18 protein-coding genes are annotated in these 24,145 nt (G+C 71.3%); 1 reads left to right on the top strand and 17 read right to left on the bottom strand.

Annotated elements, in window-relative coordinates; all coding sequences use genetic code 11:
- Positions 1 to 1,977 (bottom strand): glycoside hydrolase family 97 catalytic domain-containing protein, encoded by a 1,977-nt coding sequence (locus ABZ880_RS43120; protein WP_361275392.1) that lies wholly within the window; start codon positions 1,975 to 1,977, stop codon positions 1 to 3.
- 895 nt (positions 1,978 to 2,872) lie between these two features.
- On the opposite strand from ABZ880_RS43120, the gene ABZ880_RS43115 reads away from it, so the two are divergent.
- Positions 2,873 to 3,559, top strand: a complete 687-nt coding sequence (locus ABZ880_RS43115; protein ID WP_361275390.1) for a phosphatase PAP2 family protein — start codon at positions 2,873 to 2,875, stop codon at positions 3,557 to 3,559.
- Between the two features lie 2 nt (positions 3,560 to 3,561).
- Here ABZ880_RS43115 and ABZ880_RS43110 read toward each other — a convergent pair whose 3' ends face one another.
- Genes ABZ880_RS43110 through asnB form a run of 16 tightly spaced genes read right to left on the bottom strand, consistent with a single transcriptional unit; the run spans position 3,562 to position 24,145 of the window.
- On the bottom strand, positions 3,562 to 4,887 hold the full coding sequence (locus ABZ880_RS43110) for a glutamate-1-semialdehyde 2,1-aminomutase (protein WP_361275387.1): 1,326 nt from the start codon (positions 4,885 to 4,887) through the stop codon (positions 3,562 to 3,564).
- 7 nt (positions 4,888 to 4,894) lie between these two features.
- Positions 4,895 to 5,446: a dTDP-4-dehydrorhamnose 3,5-epimerase gene (gene rfbC / locus ABZ880_RS43105; RefSeq protein WP_361275384.1), complete on the bottom strand. Its 552-nt coding sequence runs from the start codon at positions 5,444 to 5,446 to the stop codon at positions 4,895 to 4,897.
- A complete protein-coding gene (locus ABZ880_RS43100; protein WP_361275381.1) occupies positions 5,443 to 6,684 on the bottom strand; it encodes a polysaccharide pyruvyl transferase family protein in 1,242 nt (413 codons plus the stop codon). Before ABZ880_RS43100 ends, rfbC begins: the two co-directional genes overlap by 4 nt.
- Positions 6,681 to 7,628, bottom strand: coding sequence for a glycosyltransferase family 2 protein (locus tag ABZ880_RS43095; protein ID WP_361275379.1), 948 nt, complete (start codon positions 7,626 to 7,628; stop codon positions 6,681 to 6,683). The genes ABZ880_RS43100 and ABZ880_RS43095 overlap by 4 nt, the downstream gene beginning before the upstream one ends.
- Positions 7,625 to 8,935: a hypothetical protein gene (locus ABZ880_RS43090; protein WP_361275516.1), complete on the bottom strand. Its 1,311-nt coding sequence runs from the start codon at positions 8,933 to 8,935 to the stop codon at positions 7,625 to 7,627. Before ABZ880_RS43090 ends, ABZ880_RS43095 begins: the two co-directional genes overlap by 4 nt.
- 5 nt (positions 8,936 to 8,940) lie before the next feature.
- Entirely contained in the window at positions 8,941 to 10,215 is a 1,275-nt protein-coding gene (locus ABZ880_RS43085; protein WP_361275513.1) for a DUF4910 domain-containing protein, read from the bottom strand.
- A 20-nt stretch (positions 10,216 to 10,235) separates the two neighbouring features.
- Positions 10,236 to 11,261 (bottom strand): SDR family oxidoreductase, encoded by a 1,026-nt coding sequence (locus ABZ880_RS43080; protein WP_361275376.1) that lies wholly within the window; start codon positions 11,259 to 11,261, stop codon positions 10,236 to 10,238.
- A 3-nt stretch (positions 11,262 to 11,264) separates the two neighbouring features.
- Positions 11,265 to 11,927, bottom strand: a complete 663-nt coding sequence (locus tag ABZ880_RS43075; RefSeq protein ID WP_361275373.1) for a PIG-L deacetylase family protein — start codon at positions 11,925 to 11,927, stop codon at positions 11,265 to 11,267.
- A complete protein-coding gene (locus ABZ880_RS43070) occupies positions 11,924 to 12,724 on the bottom strand; it encodes a glucose-1-phosphate cytidylyltransferase (RefSeq protein WP_275770518.1) in 801 nt (266 codons plus the stop codon). The genes ABZ880_RS43075 and ABZ880_RS43070 overlap by 4 nt, the downstream gene beginning before the upstream one ends.
- A complete protein-coding gene (locus ABZ880_RS43065) occupies positions 12,721 to 13,971 on the bottom strand; it encodes a class I SAM-dependent methyltransferase (protein WP_361275370.1) in 1,251 nt (416 codons plus the stop codon). Before ABZ880_RS43065 ends, ABZ880_RS43070 begins: the two co-directional genes overlap by 4 nt.
- On the bottom strand, positions 13,968 to 15,176 hold the full coding sequence (locus ABZ880_RS43060) for a glycosyltransferase (protein WP_361275367.1): 1,209 nt from the start codon (positions 15,174 to 15,176) through the stop codon (positions 13,968 to 13,970). The genes ABZ880_RS43065 and ABZ880_RS43060 overlap by 4 nt, the downstream gene beginning before the upstream one ends.
- 2 nt (positions 15,177 to 15,178) lie before the next feature.
- Positions 15,179 to 16,483 (bottom strand): O-antigen ligase domain-containing protein, encoded by a 1,305-nt coding sequence (locus ABZ880_RS43055; RefSeq protein WP_361275364.1) that lies wholly within the window; start codon positions 16,481 to 16,483, stop codon positions 15,179 to 15,181.
- 1 nt (position 16,484) lies between these two features.
- On the bottom strand, positions 16,485 to 18,014 hold the full coding sequence (locus ABZ880_RS43050; protein WP_361275362.1) for a right-handed parallel beta-helix repeat-containing protein: 1,530 nt from the start codon (positions 18,012 to 18,014) through the stop codon (positions 16,485 to 16,487).
- 8 nt (positions 18,015 to 18,022) lie between these two features.
- Positions 18,023 to 19,990, bottom strand: a complete 1,968-nt coding sequence (locus ABZ880_RS43045; RefSeq protein WP_361275359.1) for an alginate lyase family protein — start codon at positions 19,988 to 19,990, stop codon at positions 18,023 to 18,025.
- On the bottom strand, positions 19,987 to 22,182 hold the full coding sequence (locus ABZ880_RS43040) for a bi-domain-containing oxidoreductase (protein ID WP_361275356.1): 2,196 nt from the start codon (positions 22,180 to 22,182) through the stop codon (positions 19,987 to 19,989). Before ABZ880_RS43040 ends, ABZ880_RS43045 begins: the two co-directional genes overlap by 4 nt.
- Positions 22,183 to 22,210: 28 nt before the next feature.
- Positions 22,211 to 24,145 carry an asparagine synthase (glutamine-hydrolyzing) gene (asnB, locus tag ABZ880_RS43035; protein WP_361275354.1) on the bottom strand — a complete coding sequence of 645 codons (1,935 nt, stop codon included), beginning with the start codon at positions 24,143 to 24,145 and terminating at the stop codon, positions 22,211 to 22,213.

Below are 24,145 nucleotides of genomic sequence, written 5' to 3'. Positions count from 1 at the left end.
TCAGGCCGGTGTCAGGACCACCGCCTGGCCGCCCGCCGTGGCCATGGCGACGTCCAGCGTGGTCGCCGAGGTCACCGTCCGTGTGCTGACCACGACCGGGGTCCGGTAGGGGCTGCTGCCCGGGGTGCCGTCGGCGTAGACGGTCGCCGTGTAGGTGGTGCCGTCGTCGAGGAAGGACAGCGGGAGCGACAGTGTCCGGGCCGTCTCGTTGGTCATCGCCCCGAGGTACCAACTGGAGCCGTTGCGGCGGGCGACCGCGATGTACTCGCCGATCGACGCGGCCAGCGTCCTGCTCTCGTCCCAGGTGGTGGGCACGGCGTTGAACCAGGGCAGGCCGGGCCAGTTGGCGGCGTTGTCGTACTTGGACAGGGTCTTGTCGTACCAGAAAAGGAAGTTGAGGGGCTGGTAGTAGACCGCGGCCATCGCCATCTGGTGCGCGTTGGTCGTCTTGTTGCGCGACTGGCCGTAGCAGATCGTGTAGTCCATGGGGCCGCCGATGTTGCGGGCGAAGGGCAGCGTCACGTTGTGGGTGGCGGTCGGGAACTGCTCGTTGCCGCGCACGCCCTCCATGTTGACCCAGTTCGGGTACGTGCGCTCGTAGCCGAACGGCCGTACGTCGTCGTGCATGTCGATCAGCAGCCGGTGCCTGGCGGCCGTCTGCGCCCAGTGGGTGATCTGGTTCGTCATCGACTGGGTGCCGTCGTTGATGAAGCCGAGCTTGATACCGGTGACGCCCCAGCTCTTGTAGAGCGCGAACAGCGAGTCCGGGTCGGACAGGGCGAGTTGGTTGACGTAGAGGAAGACACCGAGGCCCTTGCCGGTGGCGTAGGAGATGACCGACGGCAGGTCGATGGCGGCGATCGGCTTCGTCGCGTCGAAGGTGCTGAACTCGGGGCCGTACCAGCCGGCGTCGTACTCGATGAAGTCCAGGCCGCGGGCCACGGCGAAGTCGGCGCCCGCGAGGCCGGCGGCGGTGGTGAGTTCGCAGCGGAACACCTTGCCGGGTTTGATCCACGAGGTGTCGTCGAGCTCGTTCGCGGGGGCCAGGTTGAGTACCAGTTCGGCGTTGTCGACGAGTTCGGCGTGCGTCGACCCGATCACCACCGCGCGCCACGGCGTGGCGAACGGGGTGGTGACCGTGGCGGTCGTCTCGACCTGGCCGGTGCCGCGCGCGGTGTGCTCCATCAGGAAGGCGGCCAGGGTGTTGGGCTGCCCGTCGACCGAACTCAGCATCAGGCGCGGGAAGTCCAGCCGGGCTGACTCGCAGACGCAGGCGATGAGCCCGTCCGGGAACGTGGCGGCCAGCGGCAGGTCGGTCAGGGGGCCGGTGTCCGTGTCGGCGGTGCCCGTGACGGGGATCGCGCCGGGGGCGACCGGGACGTAGGGGTTCTCGTCGCGGGCGCTGTAGACGGTGGTGTCGTCGGGGAAGACGAACGTCGTCAACTCGGCTGCCACGGCGGCCGTTCGTGGATCGGGCAGGACGTAGCGCAGGGCGACGCCGGTCTTGTAGGCGCGGATCTGGACGCCGAAGCGGATGCCCGAGGCGGTGTCCCTGAGCAGCCAGCGCTGCTCCTGGAAGTGGTCGGTGACGGTCGCGTTGCGGCCGTACGGCGGCGACCACTTGGTACGCACGGTACGGCGCCGCTCGTCCAGCACGTCCACGCGGCTGCCGAGGACGGTCCCGTCGGCCAGCGCGAGCCCCAGGGCCGAACTGCCGATCACCGTCCGGCCGTCGCGGGCGGCGGACCAGCGCAGCGCTCCGTCCACCACCGACACGGTGACGGATGTGCCGCCCAGGCGTGCGGTGGCCTCGGGGCAGCGGCCCGGTGCCGCGTAGGCCGCCCGGGAGCCGGCGAGCCCGGCCGCCGCCATGCCGGCCGTGACGACGGCGCCCCTGAGTATCCCGCGGCGGGACATCGTGCCCGAGCGGTCGGCCGGGGCGACGGCGTGCTCTTCCGGGTGTTCCGAAGCTCTCATGGTGCCTGGACCTCTCCCTCGAGGTTCGTGCCCGACGCACTGCACGGGTCGATGTAATGCGGTAGTAACCGCTTTCCAACGCGGGGAACCTACGCGGCCGGGAGGCATGGGTCAAGATCCTGCGCGCGTCGAAGTCACGGGGTTCCGGGGCGATTTCGGCCCTTGGGCGTCTGCGACGACAGCACTCCGAGTCTGCCGGGGCGACCGTGCCGCGTGGATCGAGCTGCCGGACGAGGTGATTGCCGGGCGGCTCGGCCGACGGCACCCGGGTGGAGGGCACGGCGACGCGGTGGACCTCACCGACGCCACGCCCCCCTGCACGGCCTCACCTGGTGCAGGTGGGGTAGTTCCCCCGAGCCGTCGCTGCCCGGCAGTCATCGACTCGGCTCACGTGAGGCACTGAGCGGTAAACGAGGCGATCACGTGCGCCGAGCCGCTGGTCATGTCCCCCGCCCCTGCCGAAGGAAGATGAATGCACAGTTCAGGTGTGCCTCGACATGCCAGGGAAGCGGCTCGACGTACCAGCAGACGACATACAGGCTCACGCCGAGATCTTGTCGGCCCGCTTCAACTCCGCTACTTCCGCGCGGAGTTGTTTCGGCACTGCTCGTATTTTTGTAAACCAAGATGATAGATATGGCTTCAGCCGGTTATGGTCGCTGGTGGGTGGGTTGGACACGACGGAGGGGCTCGCGTTGGATCGCCTGGTGGGAGCGGGCCTGGAAGTCGGCAAAGCCCAGTTCGGCGATGAATTGCGGGCTTTCGCCGTAGCCGGACTTCCGGGCATCGAAGGCGTCCGGAAACAGCGCCCCGCTGTCGTGGGACCGCAACGCCCGACGCTGCGCATGCCAGACACGGCGGTCGCCTCCGCGGGTCGGCCGGACGCGGTGGGCCTGTGACCGGCCGGCAGGCGCCCGGGGTGCTGCCTCCGTCGCTGCGCCCGTGGCTCGGGCTGATCGCGGGTCTCGCCGCGCTGGTGGTCGTCGTGATCGGGGTTCTGTACGCCGGCCACAGTGAGCCCGGCAGGGTGGACCGGTGGATCGTCTCGCCGACGGCCGACAGTGTGCGGAATCCGTGGCGGCACGTCGCTCTGTTCCTGGACTTCTTGGGGAATCCCGCCGGATCGGTGATGTTGGTCGTGGCCGTCGTGGGCGGCTGCCTGCTGCTTCGGCGTCCGCGCGCGGCGGTGCTCGTCGTTGCCGGTGTCGTGGTGACCGTGGGGACGGCGACGGTGCTCAAACACCTGGTGGGACGCACCATCCACGGCCCCGGCAACCTGTCCTATCCGAGCGGGCACACCGCCTTCCTCACTGCGCTCGCCCTCATGGTGGCGCTGCTCGCGACCGGCCGGTTCGGCCTCGGCAGGACGGCCGGCACGTCACTCGTGTTCGGCGCGGCGCTGGTTGCCGGTGCCGCCATGGGCTGGGCGCAGGTCTCCCTGGGCGCGCACTATCCGACCGACGTCCTGGGCGGCTGGTGCACCGCGCTGGCGGTGATACCGGCGACCGCCTGGCTGGTCGACCGGACAGCCGACCGGCTGGTCGATCGGACCGCGGACGCCGGTCGGCTGGAGCGTCGCTGACATCACGCCAGGCGGCGGAACACCGGTTTCACCGGTCGCCCGCCCACCCAGGGGGTGGGGTCGGCGGCGTCGAGTGCCTTCCGGTACACCGCACATGCCTGGGCCACCACGTCGACGGTGTGGTCGATGTCGGCGTCGTCGAGGGCGCTGCTCACCACGAACGACGGGGCCAGCACCCCGCCCGCGAGGAGTCGGCGCAGGAACAGGGTGCGGTACTCCTGCGACGGCTGCCCGTTCTCGTCGAGGGTGGCGAAGACCAGGTTGCTGGCCCGGCCCTTGACGACGATGTGGTCGCCGACGTCCATGCTCGCCGCGGCGTCGCGGACACCGGCGGCCAGCCTCTCGCCGAGGGCGTGCAGCCGCGCTGTGATGCCCTCCTCGACGTAGGTGGTCTGCACGGCCATCGCGGCTGCCAGGGAGTGCGTTTCCGCACCGTGGGTGGTGGACAGCAGGAACACCCGCTCGCCGGGGTGACGCAGCCCGCCGCGCTCCATCAGCTCGCGGCGCCCGGCCAGCGCGGAGACGGCGAACCCGTTGCCCAGTGCCTTGCCGAAGGTGGAGAGGTCGGGGACGACGCCGTACAGGCCCTGGGCGCCCGCCTCGGACCAGCGCAGGCCGGTGATCATCTCGTCGAAGATCAGTACGCAGCCGTGCCGGTCGGCCAGTTCGCGGAGGCCCTCGAGGTACCCGGGCGGCGGCTCGGTGTGGGTGGCGGGTTCGAGGATCAGGCAGGCGACCTCGTCCTGGTACCGGGTGAGCAGCTCCTCCGTGGCGGCCAGGTCCCCGTAGGGGAACGCCACGGTGAGCTCGTTGGTCGCCTCCGGGATACCGGCGGACATCGGCGTGGTGCCGATGAACCAGTCGTCGACGGAGAAGAACGGATGGTCGCCGCAGATGGCCACCCGCGGGCGCCCGGTGACGGCGCGGGCGAGGCGCACCGCGGCGGTGGTGACGTCGGAGCCGTTCTTCGCGAACTTCACCATCTCGGCGGTCGGCACCGTGGCCAGGAAGCGTTCCGCGGCCTCGACCTCCACGATGGACGGCCGGACGAAGTTGCTGCCGCGGTCGATTTCCCTGCGTACCGCCTCGTTCACGCGCGGGTGGGCGTGGCCGAGGCTGACCGATCGCAGGCCGGACCCGTACTCGATGTAGCGGTTGCCGTCGACGTCCCAGACGTGGGCACCGCGGCCGTGGCTGATGACCGGGGCCAGGTTCTCGGGGTACTGGTCGTCGCCCTTGGCGTAGGTGTGCGCACCCCCGGGGATCATGGCGTGCAGCCGCTCGTTCGCCGTCCGCGACCGGGGCAGGAGGAACTCTTCGGTGTCCACGCTGACTTCAGCTCTCTTTCTGCTTCAGGACCTCGGCGAGGCTCGGCGCCTCCCGGTCCCGCTGGGACATCGATGTGACCGGCAGCGGCCAGGGAATGGCGAGCTCCGGGTCGTCGAAGCGAATCGTCACGTCCTCGGCCGGATCGTGCGCGCGGTCGATCCGGTACGAGGTGTCGGCGGTTTCGGTCAGCGCCTGGAAGCCGTGCGCGCACCCCGCCGGGATGTAGAGGGTCTTCTGTGTCTCGCCGGACAGCTCGAAGAAGGCCCGGGCCAGGTAGGTCGGCGAGTCCGGCCGCAGGTCCACGACGACGTCGAAGATCTTCCCGTACGAGCACCGCACCAGCTTGGCCTCGCCGGCGCCGGAGCGCAGGTGCAGGCCGCGCAGCACGCCCCGGACCGAGCGGGACACGCTGTCCTGGATGAAGGCGTTCGGGTCGAGGCCCACCGAGCGGACCACGTCGGCGTCGAAGGTGCGGCAGAAGAAGCCGCGTTCGTCGGCGTACGGCGTCGGTTCGAACAGGTATGCGCCAGCGATCTCCGGGACTTCTATCGCTTTCATGGAGCCTTCCGCGAGGTGGGGGCGTGCCCGGCCGCAGGGAACACGGCCGTGGTCAGGGAGGTGAACTGGTGGTCGAGTCGGCGGGCGGCGGCCTGGTTGCGCTCGATGAGCGTCCGGCGCAGCTCGGGCGATCGCTTCTCCAGCGCCCGGAACTGCTCGAGCAGCCGGTCGGCGTCGACCTCGCGCGCCGGGTGGCAGTACGCGCCGAGGCCCATGTCCGTCATGAGCGCGTCGCTCTTGGCCGCGTAGCTGAGGGCGAGCACCGGCGTGCCGGTCTTCAGCGCGCAGATCAGGTTGTGGTAGCGGACCGCCACCACGGTGTCGGCGGCCGCCATCTCCTTCATCAGGTCGGCCAGTGAGGCCGGTTCGGCGGCGGTGACCAGCGGTGAGTCCACCGCGTCGAGGATCGCGGCGACCACCGACGCATCGCATTGGTCGCCGGTGAGCAGCCGGACCGGTCTGCCCTCCTCGACCAGCGCGCGGACGAACCGGATCGTCCCGTCGAGGTAGCGCCGGTAGATCTCCTCGGCCCGGGCGCGGTCGTCGTTGCCGCCGTGGAAGTCCATGACGCCGACGCAGACCGTGCCGGGCGAGACTGAGAACTCGTCGGGTCCGCTCGCCGGCGGCGTCGGCAGGGAGAAGGCGAGGTCCGGGTAGACCTCGTCGCGCGTGGTGTCCACGCCCATCGCCCGCATCGCGTCGCGGGACTGGGCGTCCCGGTACGAGCGGTACGCGGCCAGCCGCGCCGACCAGCGCACCAGGGCCCGGGTGGGCCGGTTGCGGATCTCGGCGGCGCCGACGCTGACGAGTGCCACCCGGGTGCCGAGCAGCCGGCCGCTGGCGCAGAGCAGGAACAGTGAGTACGGGAAGCCCCATGGCCGCAGCGGCAGGGTGGCCTCCAGGACGCCCATGCCCGGCACGATCACCACGTCGTGCCGGCGCACCCAGGCGGCGGTGCGGAAGACGTCGACGAGTTTGCCGAGCCCCTTCGAGGCGATCGCGCCCGCACGGGATGCGGTCCGGTACTCCGCGCGGTTCCAGTGCAGCCGGGTGGCGGGGATCCCGAACCGGGTCGCCACGGCCTCGGGTCCGCCGCACAGCGCGTCCACGACCGCGTCCGGGTGCTCGGTGCGGAGGTAGCCGAGGACGGCCTCGAGCGACCCGTCGTTGCCGAGGTTGCCGGAGCCGAGCAGGCCGAACACCCCGACGCGCACCGGGGTTTCGTCCGTGGACGTCATGCCTGCCTCCCCTCGCGGCCGGCGACCAGGGCGTCGACGGAGACCGTGAGCTGGGCCGGGTCGACCGGGGCGCGGTCCTCGACCCGCTCGCCGGCGCCCGGCCGGACCCGGCTGGTCATCCACGCGGCCAGGTGGCGGTAGCACTCGCGCCGGTCGGCCGGGGACAGCGGCGCCCGCCGGATCGCCGAGGCGAAGCCCCAGATGTACTCGGCGAGCAGCCGGGGCGTCGGGTGCAGCGGGCCTGCCCGGCGCGGGTCGAGGTTGACGCAGCGGGCGCGCTTGGACGGGTTGGCCCGCTCGGCACGGGTGGGGTGGTCGCGGCGGAAGTACAGCAGCTCCGGGACCTGGTGGAAGGGGCCGTGCAGGGTGATCTCGGCGACGAAGGTGCGGTCCGCGTGGTGGTAGCTGTCCATCGGTTTCACCCGGCGGAGCATGTCGGCCCGCATCACCCCGTAGAAGTCGTCGCCGCCCGGCTCGAAGAGCAGACTGCGGAAGCGCTCCGGTGCGTGCGGGGAGTCGGTGGCGAGCGTGTACTCGTAGGGGACCGTCACCTGGCCGTCGCCGTCGATGACCGCCTGGTCGGTGTGCGCGAGGATCAGGTCCGGGCGCTCGTCGAGCGCCTGAACGCAGCGCTGCAGCAGGTCGCGGCCGTACAGGTCGTCGTGCGAGGCCCACTTGAACAACTCGCCGCGGGACTCGGCGAAGACATGGTTGTGGTTCGGCGTGGCGCCGATGTTGCGGGGCAGCCGGAGGTACCGGATGCGCGAGTCCCGTGCGGCGTACTTGCGGCAGATCTCCTGGGTCCCGTCGGTCGAGGCGTTGTCGGAGATGACCAGCTCGAAGTCCTCGTAGGTCTGGCCGAGCAGGGCGTCGAGCGACTCGGCCAGGTACTCCTCGCCGTTGTACACGGGCAGGCCGATGCTCAGCCTGGGTTGGGAGGTCATGAGGTCCTCACTTCGGGGATGGGGTCGTGGTGGTGCTCGCGCAGGGTGGACCGCAACTGCAGCCACCACACGGCCGAGCCGCTGACGGTCGCGGCGGCGACGCCCCAGGCCGAGCCGACCGTGCCGGCCATGGCCGCCCCGCCCAGCCCACCGCCGACGTAGCAGGCGGAGGCGAACAGCTGGCAGCGCAGGCTGCGCCGGGCCGCGCCGAGCGCGCGCAGCCCGGCCGCCGCGCCGGTGCCAAGGCCCGCGCCCGCGACGCCGAGGGTGATCGGCATGATGAGCTGGGCGGAGGAGTGCCAGACGTCGCCGAGGACGAGTTCGCCGAGGCGGTCCGGCATCAGCAGCAGCGACCCGCCCCACAGCAGCGCGGCACCGGCCTGCCCGCCACCGAGGAGGAGGCAGAACCTGCCGAGGCGGTGCGGGGCCTGCCGCAGCACGCGTGCCGCCTCCGGGACCGTGACCAGCGAAAGACCCATCAGCACGGCGAGGAACGGGCCCATCAGGAGCTCGGCGCCGCGCACCGCACCCACCGCGCCGAGCCCGACGATGGCGCCGAGCCCGTAGGCCCGCAGCTGGCTGGCGCCGCTGAGGCTGACGTTCTCGACCAGGTAGCGGTAGCCGAGATCGCGCTGTTCGCGCAGCCACCCGCGTGCCTCGGTCACCCGGGGCCCGATGTCGGACTGGAAGTAGCCGTACACAGCGGCCACCGTGGCGGACGCGCCCCAGGCGAGCACGAACGCGGCCACGCTGCCCACGCGGGCCGCCACGACCATGGCGGGGATGAGCGCGATGCCCCACACGACGTCGTTGAAGAACGCCTTACGCCCTGCGCCGGCGGCGAAGAACGCGAACCGCCAGGCGTCCTGCAGCAGCAGCCCCGGCAGCATGACGCCGAGGCAGACGAACGCGGGCCCCACGCGGCCGCCGAGAGCAAGGCCGGCCACCACGGACGCCGCGCCGAGGGCGGTACCGACGCCGAGGGCGGTACCCGACGACCGGGCCACCGCCCCGCGCCAGGACGCGTCGGACACGCCGCTGAAGCGCACCACGAGCGGGTCGGTGGCAAGGCCGCGGGAGACGTTGAGCACCACGCCGTAGGTCACCCAGGCCAGGCTGAACACGCCGAACGCGGTCACCCCCAGTGAGCGGGCCACGTAGATGCCCACCGCGAAGTTGCTGATGCTGGAGGCCGCCTGGTCGGCCAGTCCCCAGGACAGCCGGCCGACGAGGGCCCGCTTGCCGGTCCGCCGGGCGTGTCTGGCCCGGTCCGCCGGTGTCGTCGTCTTCTCGCTCTCGGTGGTCATCGGCGTCATGCCTTGATCAGCCCGGCGCCGTGCAGGGCGTCGGCCGCGACGGCGACGGTGTCGAACGGCAGCCCGGACCGCTCGGCGACGTCCAGCAGACTGTGCTCGCCGTCGGAGAGGTTGAGCACCCAGAGCATGGCCATCTGGGCCTGCTTGGTGTCGCTGCGGCCGCCCAGCGCGTCGTACAACCCGCGCCGTCCCAGCTGTGGTTCGCCGTAGGGGCTGAGGTTGAGGTAGCGCCGGTTGCGGTCCAGGACGGCGAACGCCTCGCGGCAGACGGCGAGGGTGTCCGCCATCGCCTGAGGGGAGACGAAGTCCGGGTTGTCCGCCGAGGTGTGGTACTCGGGGTACCCGGCGTACGGGGTCCGGCTGAGCGAGCCCACGCCGAGATTGAACCCGGGCGAGCAGTACTGCCGCTCGTCGTAGCCGTACGGGGTGAACTCGTTGACGTGGTGCGGGCGTTCGGATGCGGCCAGCACGTGCCGCATCACCCGGTCGATCTCCGCGTCGCCGCGTCTGCTCTGCTTGTACGTCAACTGACCCGAGTCTCCGGCGCAGGCCAGCACGAGGCCGTGCTTGACCCGTTCCACCCGCTGCGCGTTGCGGGCCAGCCACGTGATCGCCCCGATGGTGCCCGGCGCGTAGATGAACCGGTAGGTGTAGTACGGCGTTTCCTGGGCCAGCGCGCGGGCCAGGAACGTCGCGACCGCGATGCCGGCCAGGTTGTCGTTGGCCAGCGACGGGTGGCAGACGTGGCAGGAGACGATCACCTCGTCCGGGACCTGACCGGGGACCACATGCTCGGCGTAGGTGAGATGGCCGTCTTCGAGCGTGGAGTCGATGCGCACCTCGTACTCGCCGTCCGGCAGCGCGTCCAGGGTGTCCTGGGCCAGGCAGAACCCCCATTCCGGCTTGTAGTAACTCGTGCGGTACGGCACCCAACTCGGATGGTCCGGCAGGGTGTGCAGGTGTTCGCGCAGCTCGGACAGCGGCATGGTGGCCGACACCGGCACGCTGTAGCCGAGCACGTGCAGGCTGGACGCGGCGAAGTCGACGACCCGGTGGCCGGCGGTGTCGGCGATGTAGGCGTCGCGGATGTTCCACTCCTGCGGCACCGTCCAGTCGAGCACCTGCGTCCCGGTCGGCACCTCGTGCACCTGCAGCGGGACGTACTCGCCGACGATGTCCAGGGTGGCGCGCACACCGTCGCCGGTGATGCTCCGGCACAGCGGGTACAGCCGTTCCACCAGCGCGTGCATCTCGTCGCCGGTCGAGGTCATCGGCTGTTCGCCGTTCTCGGTCATCGGCGCCACCGCAGGGTGTCGTCGACGGCGCCGGCGTCGGAGGCCGCGCGCAGCACGGCGAGGCGCGTGAAGCGCTGCTCGAAGTTCTCCCGGGTCAGGTCGAACTTCCGGTAGGCGTCGGCGAGTTCGAGCGCGCCCTGCTTCACCGACCACTCGCAGTCGAAGCCGGGGATCGCGGCGCGGAACCGGGAGAAGTCCACCCGGTACGAGCGCGGATCGGCGCCGTTCTCCCCGGTGATCCTCACCTTCGCGCCGGACACCGCCTCGGCGACCTGCTCGGCGATCTCGGCGACCGTGACGTTGTTGGTCTCGCTGCCGATGTTGAACGCCCGGTCGTGCACCGCTTCCTGCGGCGCGACCAGCGCGGCCGTGAAGGCGCGTGCGATGTCGGCGGCGTGCACCAGCGGGCGCCAGGGGGTGCCGTCGGAGAGCACCAGCACCTCGCCGGACAGGAGGGCGTGGCCCACCAGGTTGTTCAACACGATGTCGGCGCGCAGCCGGGGCGAGTAGCCGAAGGCGGTGGCGTTGCGCATGAACACCGGGGTGAAGTCGTCGTCGGCCAGCGCGTGCAGGTCGTCCTCCACCCGCACCTTGGACTCCGCGTACGGCGTCACCGGGCGCAGCGGGGCGTCCTCGGTCACCAGGTCGTCGCCGCCGGCGGCGCCGTAGACCGAGCAGGTGGACGCGTACAGGAAGCGTCGCACTCCGGCGTCGCGGGCCAGTTGGGCCAGCCGTACGGACGCGTGGTGGTTGATGTCGTAGGTGAGTTCCGGTGCCAGCGATCCCAGGGGGTCGTTGGAGAGCGCGGCCAGGTGGATCACGGCGTCCACCCCGGCCACGTGCTCGGCCGTGACGTCGCGCAGGTCCACCCGGTGCCCGGACGGGTCGGCGGGCGGCTCGCCCAGCACGCAGTCGGCGAACAGGCCGGCGTCGAGGCCGACGACCTCGTGCCCGGCGGCCTTGAGGACCGGGGCCATCACGGTGCCCAGGTAGCCCTGGTGTCCGGTCAGCAGTACGCGCAAAGTTCAGTCCCCCACAGTGAAAGTGCCAAGGTTGAGCGTGAGTTTGGTGACGGCGAACGCCTCGGCGTAGCGGGCGTGGCATTCGATGCCGCGGATCCGGGCAAGGCCGAGGAAGGCCTCCCGGTCGTACCAGGGCCGGTGCCGCTGCGAGGGGTAGTGCCCCTGCAGCAGTTGCACCTTCTGTTCGGCGATCTCCGGCGTCAGCGGCTGGTACGCCGACGGACGGCCGAGATCGCCGTCCCACTTGACGATCTCGTAGCCGAGGACCATGTGGTCGCGGAACGCGGTGGGTATCAGCCGCGCCAGGCCGCGGTGGTCCTGGTGCGCGTCATCGGTGCGCGGGGCAAGGATCAGGTCCGGTTCGGTCTGCGCGCGCAGCTCCTCGACCGCGGCCTTGGCCTCGTCCCAGTGCACGGGCATCCGGCCGTCCGGCAGCTTGAGCACGGTCAGCCGCAGGTCGGCGCCCGGGCAGAAGGCGGCGAGCGCGGCCCGCTCCTCCTGCTCCCGGTCGGTGCCGCCGCCGGAGAGCACCAGCGCGTCCACGCGGATGCCCGGCCGCGCGCTGCACAGCGTCAGCAGTGTGCCGCCGGCGCCGATGGCGATGTCGTCGCAGTGCGCGCCCACCGCGACGATCCGGTCCAGGGGTCCGGCCCCGAGCCCGATCACGCTCTCGCCCCGGCACTGGCGCCGTCGCGCTCCCACACGGCCCACGGACGGTCGCCCCGGGCGTAGGCCTCGTCGAGCGCGGCCCGCTCCTTCACGGTGTCGGTCGGCTTCCAGAAGCCGCGGTGCTGATGCGCCACCAGCCGTCCCTGCTTGGCCAGTTGGGCGCATCCGTCGGCGACCAGGTCCCCGTTCTCGGGTATGTGGTCGAAGACCTCCTGGCGGAGCACGAAGTAGCCGCCGTTCTCCCACAGCGGCAGTTCGCTCACCGCGGTGATGCCCCCCACCAGGCCGTCCTCGCCCAGCTCCACGCAGTGGAACGAGGACTGCGGCGGCACCACCATCATCGACGCACCGGCGTCGCGCCGGGCGAACCGGTCGATCATCTCCGGCAGCGGGGCGTCGGTGAGCACGTCGGCGTAGTTGGCGAGGAACATCTCGTCGCCGTCCAGGTGGTGGCGCACCCGGCGCAGCCGTTCCCCGATCGGTGACTCGATGCCGGTCTGCGCGAACGTGATGGTCCAGTCGGCGATGTCGGTGGACAGCAGCTCGGTCTTCCCGCCCCGGAGCACGAAGTCGTTGGACGTCGTCTCCTCGTAGTTGAGGAAGAAGTTCTTGATGTGGTGGGCCCCGTAGCCGAGGCACAGGATGAACTCCGTGTGCCCGAAGTGCGCGTAGTAGCGCATGACATGCCAGATCAGCGGGCGCGGGCCGACCATCGCCATCGGCTTGGGCACGTCGTCTGCGGCGCCGCTGCGCATCCGCATCCCGTAACCGCCGCAGAACAGGACGACCTTCATGACTTGACCTCGACAATGCTCGGTTCGACGATGCTCAGTTCCGGGATGGGAAAGACCAGGCGGCCGCCCCAGTCGTGCACGAAGGACAGCTGCTCGGTCAGCTCGGCCCGCAGGTTCCACGGGAGGACGAGGACGTAGTCCGGCCTGTCGGCGGCTATCTGCTCGGGCGGCAGGATCGGAATGCGGGTGCCCGGGGTGAACCTGCCGTGCTTGTAGGGGTTGCGGTCGACCGTGTACGCGAGCAGGTCGGGCCGGATGCCGCAATGGTTGAGCAGGGTGTTGCCCTTGCCCGGGGCGCCGTAGCCGACGACCGTCTCGCCGCGCTCGGCCGCGTCGATGAGGAACCGCAGCAGGTCCCGGCGCACCTTGGCCACCCGGGCCGAGAACTCGGTGTAGCCGGACAGCTCCTGCAGCCCGGCGGCCTTCTCCCGGGCCAGCACGTCGGCCACCCGCTGCGACGGCTCGCCGGCCACCTCGTCCGGCCGGGCCCACAGCCGGATGGAGCCGCCGTGCGTGGGCAGCAACTCGACGTCCACGAGCGTGAGTCCACCACTCGCCAGGGCCCGGATCGCGGACGCGACCGTGTAGTACTGGAAGTGCTCGTGGTAGATCGTGTCGTACTGGTTCTCCTCGATGAGGGTCAGCAGGTGCTGCACCTCGATGGAGACCCAGCCGTCGTCCGCGACCAGGGAACGCAGCCCCTGGGTGAACCCGACCACGTCGGGGATGTGCGCGTACACGTTGTTGGCCACGACCAGGTCGGCCGGCCCGTGCTCGGCGCGGACGGCGGCCCCGGTCTCCGGGCTCAGGAACTCCGTCAGCGTGGGCACGCCCGCGTCGCGCGCCGCGGCGCCGACGTTCACCGACGGCTCGATGCCGAGGCAGCGGATCCCCCGGTCCACCACATGCCTCAGCAGATACCCGTCGTTGCTCGCGACCTCGACCACGAAGGCGTCCGGGCCGAGACCCACCCGCTCTGCGGCGTCGGCGACGAACGTGCGCGCGTGCTCCACCCAGGAGGTCGAGTACGAGGAGAAGTACGCGTACTCCTTGAACGTCTCCTCCGGCGTGATCAGCGGAGGGATCTGCGCCAGCCAGCAGTCGGTGCAGACCTGCAGGTGCAGCGGGTACGCGGGCTCCGGCTGGTCCAGTTGGTCCGCGGCGAGAAAGCTCTCGCACGGTGGCGTCGCCCCCAGATCGACGACGCTCGCCAGCGCCGCCGAGCCGCAGAGTCGGCAACGTGTCATTTACTGCCCCCCATTAGTTCTGTCCGACCCGCGATCGCGGTGCGGTACCCCTCCACCAGGCGTTCGAGGCCGACGGCCGGGCTGAAGCCCTGCTCGTAATGGCGCCGGGCCGCCTGGCCCATCTCCTGGTTGCGGTCCGGATCGGCCGTGATCCGGCGTATGCAGGACGCGAGCGAGGCGCTCTCGCCCGGCCGGTGCAGCAGCCCGGTGACGCCGTCCTCGACGAGTTCGACGAAGGCGCCGTGACCGGCGGCGACAACCGGCACCCCGGCCGCCATCGCCTCCACGACCACCAGGCCGAACGCCTCCAGCCACGTCGAGGGAGCCACCACGGCGACCGACCGCGCGATGGCCTTCTGGCACTGGGCCGGGTCCAGCAGGCCGACGTAGCGGACGTCGTCCCGGCCCGCCGCCCAGGCGGTCACCTCTGCCTCCAGTGGCCCCGTGCCGGCGATCACGAGCGGGACGCCCACCCCGCCGCTCGCCGCGATCTCGTCCCACGCGGCCATGAGCAGCCGCACGCCCTTGGCCTCCGCGAGCCGGCCGAGATAGAGCACATGCTCTCCCCCGCCGACTCGGCAAGTGCCGGGGTCGGGCACGAAGTTGTGCTTCACCGCCAGCCGTTCGGCCGGCATGCCGGACCGCACCAGGACGTCGCGCTGCGCCGCGGAGATGCAGAAGAAGCGCTCCACGCCGGACCACCACCGCCGCCGGTTGACCGACAGGCTGAGAGCGAGCGGCACCGTCGCCAGGCGGGAGCCCCGGTAGCAGCCGTGCCGGACGGCGGGCAGCGGCGTCGATCCGACGCACTCGGTGCACGGCCGGCCCTCCCGCTGCAGCGTGCCGGGCGGGCAGACCTGGGTGTAGTTGTGCAGCGTGGCGACGGCGGGCACCCCGGCGTCGGCGCAGGCGGCGAGCACCGCGGGCGACAGGAGCGGGAAGACGTTGTGGACGTGCACCACGTCCGGCCGCTCGGCGCGCAGCCGGGCGGTGAGCTCGCTGCGGACCGCCGGGTTCCACGGCACAAGGAGCGGTATCGCGACCTTGCCCAGCAGGGAGCGGTCGGCGATGGAGTCGCTGCGCCGCTCGAACACCTCGACCCGGTGGCCGGCCGCGCGCAGCAGCTCCACCTCCTGGTCGACGACCCTGTTCTCCCCGCTCGGCTGCGCCGAGTTGTAGCGGTTGTGCACCACGAGGACGTGCATGCTCAGACCACCTCCGATCTACGGGCCCAGCGCGGGATGTGCCGCCGAGGGACTTGGGGCGTCGAGAGGGGAGCGGCCTCGGCGGGCGCCGCCAACAGCGAGGCGGCCAGGGCCAGATGCAGCAGATACGGCGAGGCGTCGCCGAGACCGGCCTCGGTGTACGACGCGATCGCGCAGTAGCTGATCAGGAAGATCGCGCAGGCCCTCTGCAGCGACGGCGGACGCAGCAACGCGACGCCGCCCAGCACGATGATGATCGCCGCGACGAGGGTGACGCCGATCAGGCCCTGCTCGTTGTAGACGGCCAGCCAGCTGTTGTCGATCGGCAGCCCGCCGAACGACTTGTCGCCCAGGCCGACGCCGAACAGCTGCTCCGAGGTCGACCGGGGCGCAGCCAGCAGGGCGTCCCAGACCTTGGCCCGACCGGTGAGACTGGAGAAGTTCTCCTTGCTCTGCCCGCGCAGGAACCACGACTGCAGCGCGGAGGCGAACCCCACCGCGGCCACCACGGCGGTCAGCACCGCCCAGGTGAAGAACCGGCGGGCTGCGGCGCTGGTCAGGATGAGCGAGCCGATGGCCAACGCCAGCCCGATGAACAGGCCGAGCGTGGCCGTCCGGGTATGGGTCAGCGCGAGCAGCACGAACGACGGCACGATGATCACCGCGGCGCCGGCCCGGTCGGTCCGGCGGCCCAGGAGGAGCAGCACGGTGAGCCCGATGATCACGGCGGCGTACTGCCCGATCTGCGGCGGGGTGAGCGGCCACAGCGCGCCGACGAGGCGTCCGCCGTAGAGATCGGGCAGGGCCGCGCCCGGTGAGACGGCCAGGCCGGCGGCCACCGATCCCAGCACCGCGAAGTACATCCGGATGTGGTGCCTGACGAACGTCAGGCTGCCGTCCCACCAGCGGCTGAGCAGCCACAGCGTGCCGACGAAGAGAGTCAGCCGGAAGCAGCGGAACAGCGCGCCGAACCCGGACTCCAGGTTCGCGCTGGAGATCACGCTCGTCACCAGGAGCAGGGTGAGCAGGAAGACGTACGCGCTGGATCGGATGCGCAGCCGGAGGTTGACCGCGAGCGCCAGCGTGAACGCGGCGACCAGCGCGCCCATGGTGACCATCTGGATGAGGGAGCGGGGCAGCGGGACGATGGTCTTCGCCCCGGCGGAGCCGAGCGTGTTGAGGACCAGCAGCCCCCACACGATCCCGACGATCCTCGGTGTGCCGGCCGGGCGCGGTGCGGCGCCGGGCCGCGTTCCCGCCGTGTCCGGTCCGCCCGGCAGCCCGCCGCGCGTCAGGTCCACGCCCATCTCAACCACCGGCCTTCAGGTCGAGGGTGCTGCCCGTGTCCTGCTGGTACGGCGCGGTCTGCCACTGCCCGAAGTCGAGAACCCGGCTGGTGTCCTCGGCCACGAATTTCCATGGGCCGATGTAGACGTTGTCGTGCCAGCGGTTGTGCTGCTTGGTGGTGATCGCGTCGGCCACCCGCTCGCCCTTGTACGGCGACCAGTCCGGATAGGTTCCGTAGTTGGCGAGCAGCGCCATCCGGTCGCACTTCTGCGTGCACTTGAGGACGGACTTGTCGAGCACGAAGCGGTTGTCGTGGATGTCCACCCGCTGGGTCTTCCACCGGCAGTCGGAGTACAGCGGTGCCTTGGCGATCGCCGGCTTCGCGCAGCGCTTGGTGTCCTTCACCAGCAAAGTGCAGTCCCCGGACGAGGTGTTGGCCGGGCTGTTGCAGAACCGGTCGGCGTTCTCCCACAGGGTGATCCCGGACCAGTTGTCCTCCAGCACGTTCCGGTAGATCTCGATCTTGTCGGTGCGGGCTCGGATCCGTGGTTCGCCGCCGGACTCGGACAGGTAAATGGTCGCGAACGGGAAGCTGTCGCCCTTCTCGGCCGCCCTGCGCCCCTCGACCCAGTTGTTCCGCCGGATCGTGTTGTTCCGGATGACCGCGTTGTAGCTGATCTCGTAGATCAGCGCGGCACCGTCGTTGGCCTCGATCACGTTGTTCTCGATGAGGAAGTCGTTGTTGTTGGTGTCCGCCCACAGCCCGGTTCCGCGGTTGTCGTGCACCCAGTTGCCGCGTACGTCGGCGCCGTTGACGTCCCAGAACTTGATGCCTCCGGTGCAGCCGCAGCCCTTGCGCTTCCGCTCCCAGTCGCCGGTGTTGTTGCCCACGATCTCGTTGTCCTCGACGACCAGGCCGCTGATCCGGCCGGTGGCCTTGTACGCGTTCATGCCGTACTGGCCGTTGTCGCGCAGGCAGTTGGCGCGGACCTGCTGGCGGGCACCGGCCATCAGCCCGGCGCCGGAGTTGTTCTGGATCGTCGTGTGCTCGATCACCCATCCGTCGGCCGAGTCGTGGTTGACGACGCCCTCGTCCGGCGGCGCCACGAAACCCTGCACGGTCAGGTAGCGGATGGTGACGTCGGGGGCGGTGCCGGCGAACGCGTACTGGTTCTTCTTCCGGCCGTCGAGCACCGCGCCCGGCGCGCCGAGGTAGCGGTCCCCCTTCTTGGGGATGACCTGGGCGTAGCGGTCCGGGTCGAGCCGGTGCTTGCCGGGTCGCAGCCAGAACGTGGTGTTCGGCGGGCTGTTCTTGGTCTTCGCTGCGAGGTCACCGACCTTCGCGGGGTCGACCGTCACCGCGCCCGCCGGTGCCGTCGCCGGCCCTGCCGGGGGGTTGGCGCACACCCGGGCCACGGATCGGGCCGCGGACGTGGACGTGGATGGCGCGGCCTTCGGCTCCGCCCCGGCACTCGACGTACAGCCGGCCGCCAGCAGGGCCAGCGCCAGCGGTGCCGCCGCCGACGCCCAGTGCCGCCTCTTGCTCCCCACGCGCCCCCCTAGCCGCGGAACCTGAGCACGGTGGTGAAGCCCTCCGTGCCGTCGGTGAAGCCGGTGCCGACCAGCGTGGTGGCGGGTTCCTTGCGCCCGAATCCGGCGGAGTACCAGCCCAGCGGCGGGTCGGTCTCGCCGCGATGCGCCCGCCAGGACAGCTCCCCTGGCAGGTCGAGCTCCGCGGAGCGCCCCTCGCCGTCTCGAGTCCAGGTGAGCACGGCCCGGTCCCCCACCAGGTCCGCGGTGATCTCCGGGCCGAGGTGGAACGCCAGCTGCACGGCCCGGCGCGGGCCGCTCACCTCGTCGACCACCCGCAGCTCCTGGCTTTCGGCCGTCAGCTCCACCCGGCGGCGGTGCACGGAGTCCTGGTAGCCGTCGTGCTCGGCACACCAGCGGGCCGTCCCGCCGTCGGAGGCGTCGGATGTCTCCGCGACCAGGACGCGGGTCTTGGCATGCCGCGTCCACAGGAACGGGCCGCCGGAGACGGACTGGTCGGCGCCGTCCAGCTGCAGGGTGTTGTGGCCGAGGGTCGAGCGGAAGTACTGCCGCCACTCGGGCTGCCCGTGGTAGCAGTACGTCCCCGGGTCGGCGAGCACGTCGACCCCGTCGTGCCGGACCTCCACGGACAGCGCGTCCGCGTGGGCGTGCGCGGCGATGGACAGAAAGCCGTGCGGACCGCCGTCACAGCGGCACCAGATCTCCTCCGGGCCGCGCAGGATGGTGAGCCCGGCGTCGGCGAAATGGTCCGGTCGCGCTGCCGGACGGGACACGGCCGGTCCGGTTCCGCTTTTCGCGTACGGCTTGATGAGCGCGGCCAGCAGCGGGGTGCGCACATCGGTGCCGGTCACCGCCGGCCACCAGTCGAGCCGGCCGAACACGGCGTCGCCGGTGGCCAGCAGCGAGGCCCAGCGGTCGGTGCCCGCGCCGTCCACGACCAGACCGTGCCCGTCGTCCGCGTCGCCCTGGCGCGGCGGCCGCAGCCGGTTGTCCACGACGGCCGCGAGCGCGTCGGTCATCCGCAGCAGCACCAGGCGGACGGTCGCGGGGACCGGCACGTCCGCGGCGTCCGCCTCGGCCACCGCGGCCAGACCGAGTTCCAGCACCAGGCCGTGGTACTCGGAGGCCAGCTCACGGTTGAGGCCGGAGAGGAAGGTGTTGCCGCGCAGATGCCGCTCGAGCGACCGCAGTGCGTCGGCCCGCCAGCGCGCCGAGGAGGGGAACCAGTCGAACGCGCAGGCCGCGGCGAACTGCCCGGCGGCCTCGGCGATGATGTGGTTGTTCGCCGAGGACCCCCGGCTGGGGAAGGCGGCCAGCCAGCGCTGGTGGTTCCAGATCTGGTTCAGCGCCACCGGGTTGCCCTCGAACAGGTCGGCCGCGCCCGGCCAGCCGTCGAGCAGTCGGCGGATCCACACCCAGGACAGCAGCCGGATGCCCAGCTCGATGCCGCTGATCCAGTGCACGCCGCGCAGCGGTGGGTTGGCCGCCCACCACGACCGCAGGTGCTCGGCCACGCGCTCGGCGTACCGCTCGTTACCGGTGATCGCGTAGGCGGCGGCGAGCTGGGTGAGGTACTGGTGCCGGGACGGCTCCCAGATCTGTTTGATGTCCCCGACCGTGTCCTCGTTGCGGTACGGCACGTCGAACGCGTAGCCCGAGGGAGCCCGGCGCCCGGTCTTCGGGTCGCACCACCAGTCCGGGTCGACCATGTCGTCGCGGACCACCCCGAAGAACTCGGCGTGCCCGTCCATCAGCCGGTCCGCCTCGGCGACGAGCCGTTTCGCGGCGTCCGACGGCACCGCGGCGATCGTCCCGGCGGGCAGGATGGCGGTGAACCGGGCGTCGGGCACGCTCGGGCAGCCCGGCCGCGCCGACCGCCACCGCCGCCTGCGCACCGTGTCGCCCACCCGGCCCGCGACCTCCTGCGGTCCCATCCGGGACAGCCGCCGCAGGTACCAGCCCGCGCTCATGGTCATCGCGTGCGCTCCAGCGTCACCGGCGCACTGCCGGCCAGGCCGGTCTGCACGGCGAGGGTGGCCGCCGTGGTGGCGACCAGCGACTGCAGCGGCACCGGCATCGGCCCGCCGGTGCGAACGGCCTTGATGAACGCGGCCAGTTCGGCGTTCTGGCCCTTGTCCCGGGCCTTGGGCAGCCGCGAGCTGACCCACTTCTTGGGGCCGTACACCGAGGCGCGGACGAAGTCGTCGAGCCGCAGCACCTTGCCGTCCGCGACGAGGTCCAGCGTCTCCTTGGGGAAGCCGGGCGCGCCGGTGGTGACGTAGCTGATGGTGGCGGTGGACCCGTCCGGGTAGCGCAGGACGACCTGCAGGTCCTCGTTGCCGGACATGGCGGTCGCGTACACGGAGACCGGCTCGGCCTCCAGCAGCCAGCTCGCGGTGTCGATGAAGTGGCCGCCCTCACCGGCGAACCGCGAGCCCTCGGTGCCCTGTTGGAGGTACCAGCTGCCGTGCTGCAGCCGGCCCGCGTTGACCAGGTAGCGCAGGCTCGCCGGACCGGTGCGGGCGCCGAACCGCTTCCTGGCCTCCTGCAGCAGCGGCGCGAAGCGGCGGTTGAAGCCCACCTGCAGCCGGTCGTTGCCGGACTCCTCCACCGCCGCGAGGACGCCGGCCAGTTCGTCCTCGGTCAGGGCCAGGGGCTTTTCCACGAACACGGTCTTGCCGGCCAGCAGGGCCTTTTGCGTCAGGTCCGCGTGCGAGCTGTGCCGGGTGACCACGAACACCGCGTCGATGGACTTGTCGCCGAGCACGGCGTCGAGATCGGTGGTCGCCTCGGCGAAGCCGAACTTGCGCTGCGCGTTGGCCGCGGACAGCGCCGTCGTGGTGACGACGGTCGACAGCTCGACGCCTTCGCGCTGTGCCAGGTGCGGCAGCAGCATCGACGTCGCGTAGTTTCCCGCGCCGACGAACGCGAGGCGCACCGGTGTCTTGGCGGCCCGCGCCGGAGTCGGCTTCATGCTTTTGGTGGACACAGCCACCGTGGGCACGGCCACTGCCGGAGCCGCCGCCTCCTCCGCGTCCCCCGCGGGTTCGGGGTAGCGGAACAGCACGGCCACGGCCTTCAACTCGCCGTCCTTGAGGCGCTGGTACGTCTCGACGGCGTCGTCGAAGTCGGCGATGTGGGAGACCAGGGGCTCCACGTCGACGCGGCCGCGGGCGACGAGGTCGAGGAAGCAGGCCAGGTTGCGGCGCTCGGTCCAGCGCACGTAGCCGATCGGGTAGTCGCGGCCCTCCAGCTCGTACTCCGGGTCGTAGCGCCCGGGGCCGTAACTGCGGGAGAAGCGGACGTCGAGCTCCTTCTCGTAGTACGCGTTCCACGGCAGGTCCAGGCGGCACTTGCCGATGTCGACGACCCGGCCGCGGTCCCGGCACAGCCGCGCGGCCAGCTCGACGGGCTGGTTGCTGCCGCCGCCGGCGGCCAGGAACACCTGGTCCACGCCGTGACCGTCGGTGAGTTCGGCGACGGCGGCTTCCAGGGCCGGGGACGCGGGGTCGCCGCAGGCCGCGGCGCCCAGGCGCTCGGCGAGTTCGCAGCGCGCCGGGTCGGGGTCGGCCCCGACGACGCGGACGCCCGCGGCGACGAGGAGCTGCACCACCAGCTGCCCGATCAGGCCGAGGCCGATGACCAGGGCCACCTCGCCGAGCTGCGGCTCGCCCTGGCGCACGCCCTGCATCGCGATCGAGCCGACGGTGCCGAAGGCCGCGTGCTGCGGCGCGAGGCCGTCCGGCACCGGGGCGTAGAGGTTCTTGGGCACCCAGTTGAGCTCGGCGTGCAGCGCGTGCTCGTTGCCGGCGCAGGCCACGAGGTCGCCGACCTTCACGTCGTCGACGCCGGCGCCGACCTGCTCGACCACCCCGCACAGCGAGTAGCCCAGCGGCGTGTAGGAGTCCAGCTTGCCCATCACCTTGCGGTAGGTGGCGGGCAGCCCGTTGGTGGCCACGCTCTGCATGACCTTGGCCACCTGGTCGGGCCGGGAGCGGGCCTTGCCCAGCATCGACATGCCGGCCTCGGACACCTTCATGAGCTCGGTCCCGGTGGAGATCAGCGAGAAGGCGCTGCGGACCAGCACACCGCCCGGCTTGCACCCCGGCACCGGAACGTCGAGCACCGCCAGCTCGCCGCTCTTGTAGTTCTGTACAACCTGTTTCACCGAAGTCCCCTTGTTTCTACGCCGTCTTCTATGCCGCCGAGCGAGCGCTCCGGCCGGTCCCGGAGGTCGCGTCGCGGTACCAGTACTCGAGGGTCAGCACATGCCACAGATGTTTGGAGAAGTCCTGCTGCCCGGCGGCGTCCTCGGCGACCATGCGGGCCAGCGCGTCGCGGCGCAGGAACCCGGAGCGCACCAGCTCGCCGTCGTTGACCACCTCGCGTACCAGCGGTGCCAGGTCCCGGCTCATCCAGGCGCGCAGCGGGGCGCTGAACAGGCCCTTGGGCCGGTACACGATCTCCCGGGGCAGGACCGAGGTGGCCGCCTCCTTCAGGACGGCCTTGCCCTGCCGTCCGGCGATCTTGCGATTGCCGGGCACGGCGAACGCCGCCTTGACCACCTCGACGTCCACGTACGGCACCCGTACCTCGGTCGAGGCGGCCATGCTGGAGCGGTCCGTGTAGGTGAGGTTCAGGCCCGGCAGGAACATCCGGGCGTCGGTCAGGCACATGCGGTTGACGAAGTCGTCGAGGTCGTTGTCCTGGTAGACGTCCGCATGTTCGGTCAGCACGTCGTCGACCGTCCCGGCCAGGTCCGGATCGAGAAGGGCGAGCAGTTCGTCCTGGTCGTACATGGTGTAGCTGCGCCGGAAGGCGGTCTCCTCCGGCAGATCGGCGAAGGAGAGGAACCGCTTGGCGAAGCGCACCGACCGGTAGCCCCGCCGGGAGGTGGCGACCGGCAGCCGGTCCACGGCCCCCGACACCCCGCGGCGCAGCGGCCGTGGGACGCGCTGGTAGCGCAGCGCGAGCAGGTTGGCCAGATGCTTGCGGTAGCCGGCGAACAGCTCGTCGGCGCCCATCCCCGAGAGCATCACCTTGACCCCGGCCTCCCGGGCGGCCGTACAGATCAGGTACGTGTTGATCGCGGCGGGGTCGCCGATCGGCTCGTCCAGGTGGTACGTCATCTGCGGCAGCAGGTCGAGCACGTTCGGGGCGATCTCGATCTCGTGCAGGTCCACCCCGAACCGCTCGGCCACCTGCCGGGCGTAGCGCAGGTCGTCCGGCATCGCCTCGAACTTGGCGTCCTCGGCGCGGAATCCGATCGTGTAGGCGGAGATCCCGGGTTGGTGGCGGGCCGCGAGCGCGGTCAGGTAGCTGGAGTCGAGGCCGCCGGAGAGGAAGGTCGCCACGGGGACGTCGGAGAGCAGGTGGCGTCGGGTCGACTCCTCGACGATGGCGGCCAGGTCCGGCTGCTCACCGTTGCGGGCCCGTTCCCGGCCCTCGGCGGCGACGTCCTTCAGGTTCCAGTAACTGCCCCGCTCCACCCGGCCGTCGGGCCGGATCCGCAGCCAGCTGCCCGGCGGCAGCTTCTCCGCCTCGCGGAACGCGCAGCGCGAGTCCGGCACCCAGTAGTAGAGGAGCGAGGCCACCAGCGCCGCCTGGTCCACCTCCAGCGATCCGCCGGTGGCGGCCGCGAGCGCCTTGAGCTCGGAGGCGAACACCAGGCCCTCGCCGCGCCGGAGCAGAAACAGCGGCTTGATGCCCAACTGGTCGCGGGCGAGCACGAGTTCACCGGTTCGCTCGTCGAAGATGCCGAACGCGAACATGCCGCGCAGCCGGGGCAGGCAGTCCGTGCCCCAGCGCCGCCAGGCCTCGAGCAGGACCTCGGTGTCTGAGGTGCCGCGGAAGCGCACCCCGGCGGCTTCCAGTTCGGCGCGCAGTTCGGGCGCGTTGTACAGCTCGCCGTTGTACGTCAGGGCGAGGCCGTCCGAGACCATCGGCTGGGCTCCGGTCTCGGACAGGTCGATGATGGCCAACCGGCGGTGCCCGAGCTGTACTTCGCCGTCACCGACGGGGTGACCGTAGCGGCCCGCGCCGTCCGGGCCGCGATGGGCGAGGGTGTCGGTGAGCCGGTCGGTCACGGCCTTTCCGTCCGGCCAGCGGTAAGTGCCTGCGATGCCACACAT

Source organism: Streptomyces sp. NPDC047043 (assembly GCF_040644055.1).
GTDB lineage: Bacteria > Actinomycetota > Actinomycetes > Streptomycetales > Streptomycetaceae > Streptomyces.
Note: the sequence above shows the minus strand (reverse complement) of the source record. Positions and strands in the feature narration are given on the sequence as shown.

Bases quoted from the DNA above. Each gene is read 5' to 3' on its own strand.
- ABZ880_RS43055 (WP_361275364.1), bottom strand. From the start codon at position 16,483: ATGGGCGTGGACCTGACGCGCGGCGGGCTGCCGGGCGGACCGGACACG.
- asnB (WP_361275354.1), bottom strand. From the start codon at position 24,145: ATGTGTGGCATCGCAGGCACTTACCGCTGGCCGGACGGAAAGGCCGTG.
- ABZ880_RS43065 (WP_361275370.1), bottom strand. From the start codon at position 13,971: ATGACACGTTGCCGACTCTGCGGCTCGGCGGCGCTGGCGAGCGTCGTC.
- ABZ880_RS43085 (WP_361275513.1), bottom strand. From the start codon at position 10,215: ATGACCTCGACCGGCGACGAGATGCACGCGCTGGTGGAACGGCTGTAC.
- ABZ880_RS43100 (WP_361275381.1), bottom strand. From the start codon at position 6,684: ATGACGTCCACGGACGAAACCCCGGTGCGCGTCGGGGTGTTCGGCCTG.
- ABZ880_RS43060 (WP_361275367.1), bottom strand. From the start codon at position 15,176: ATGCACGTCCTCGTGGTGCACAACCGCTACAACTCGGCGCAGCCGAGC.
- ABZ880_RS43095 (WP_361275379.1), bottom strand. From the start codon at position 7,628: ATGACCTCCCAACCCAGGCTGAGCATCGGCCTGCCCGTGTACAACGGC.
- ABZ880_RS43070 (WP_275770518.1), bottom strand. From the start codon at position 12,724: ATGAAGGTCGTCCTGTTCTGCGGCGGTTACGGGATGCGGATGCGCAGC.
- ABZ880_RS43045 (WP_361275359.1), bottom strand. From the start codon at position 19,990: ATGACCATGAGCGCGGGCTGGTACCTGCGGCGGCTGTCCCGGATGGGA.
- ABZ880_RS43090 (WP_361275516.1), bottom strand. From the start codon at position 8,935: ATGACCACCGAGAGCGAGAAGACGACGACACCGGCGGACCGGGCCAGA.
- ABZ880_RS43120 (WP_361275392.1), bottom strand. From the start codon at position 1,977: ATGAGAGCTTCGGAACACCCGGAAGAGCACGCCGTCGCCCCGGCCGAC.
- rfbC (WP_361275384.1), bottom strand. From the start codon at position 5,446: ATGAAAGCGATAGAAGTCCCGGAGATCGCTGGCGCATACCTGTTCGAA.